Origin of the sequence: Methylobacterium sp. E-066 (genome assembly GCF_022829635.1) — a bacterium.
Taxonomy (GTDB): Bacteria; Pseudomonadota; Alphaproteobacteria; order Rhizobiales; family Beijerinckiaceae; genus Methylobacterium.
In genome coordinates this window covers 1-520 of sequence record NZ_JAKSYO010000202.1, presented here as the reverse complement: position 1 = coordinate 520, position 520 = coordinate 1, and the positions used below count along the sequence as shown (strand labels likewise).

Annotated in this window: 1 protein-coding gene; it reads right to left on the bottom strand. The window is 78.7% G+C overall.

Going from position 1 to position 520, the window contains the following annotated elements:
* Positions 1-231: hypothetical protein (locus MKL20_RS29780; RefSeq protein WP_244039712.1), on the bottom strand; the 231-nt coding region annotated here is incomplete at its 3' end.
* Between the last annotated feature and the right edge of the window lie 289 nt (positions 232-520).

Sequence of the window (520 nt, the reverse complement as noted above, 5' to 3'; positions counted from 1 at the left end):
CTCGTGCGGGACGAACTGGCCGGCTGGCTCGGCGCCTTCGATAAGTACGGCGGCGGCGGCTCTGACCGGGCGTTTGCGATCGAGATGTATGGCGGGCGCCCCCACGGCCCCGGCCGGACGCAGGACCCGGAGCCGCCACGGGCCCCGGTTCTTCATCCGGGCGACGACGCAGGCGCGCCCGCCATCCACCCCGACCCGAAACGCCCGGGCAGCGCCACCGCCCCCCCCCATCCCGACTGCGCCGGGGCACCCCGCCACGTCGTCCCCGCCGCGCCGCCGGCCGGCGCGCCCGGCGCCCGCCACGTGCTCCCGCCCGCCCAGCCTGCGCTACGCCAGCCGGCAAGGGGCCATGCGCCCCGACCGTGGCATCCGCCCCCCGGATCCGCGGCCGAACCGGCGCGGGCGGCTCCTGCGCGTCGGGCGGCTTCGCGGGCGGCGGGTCGCCGTTCTTCACGGCGGTGCGGACCTCGATCTTCCACGCCTCGACCCGAGCCTCGCAGGCCTGCTTGGCGGTGGCGTG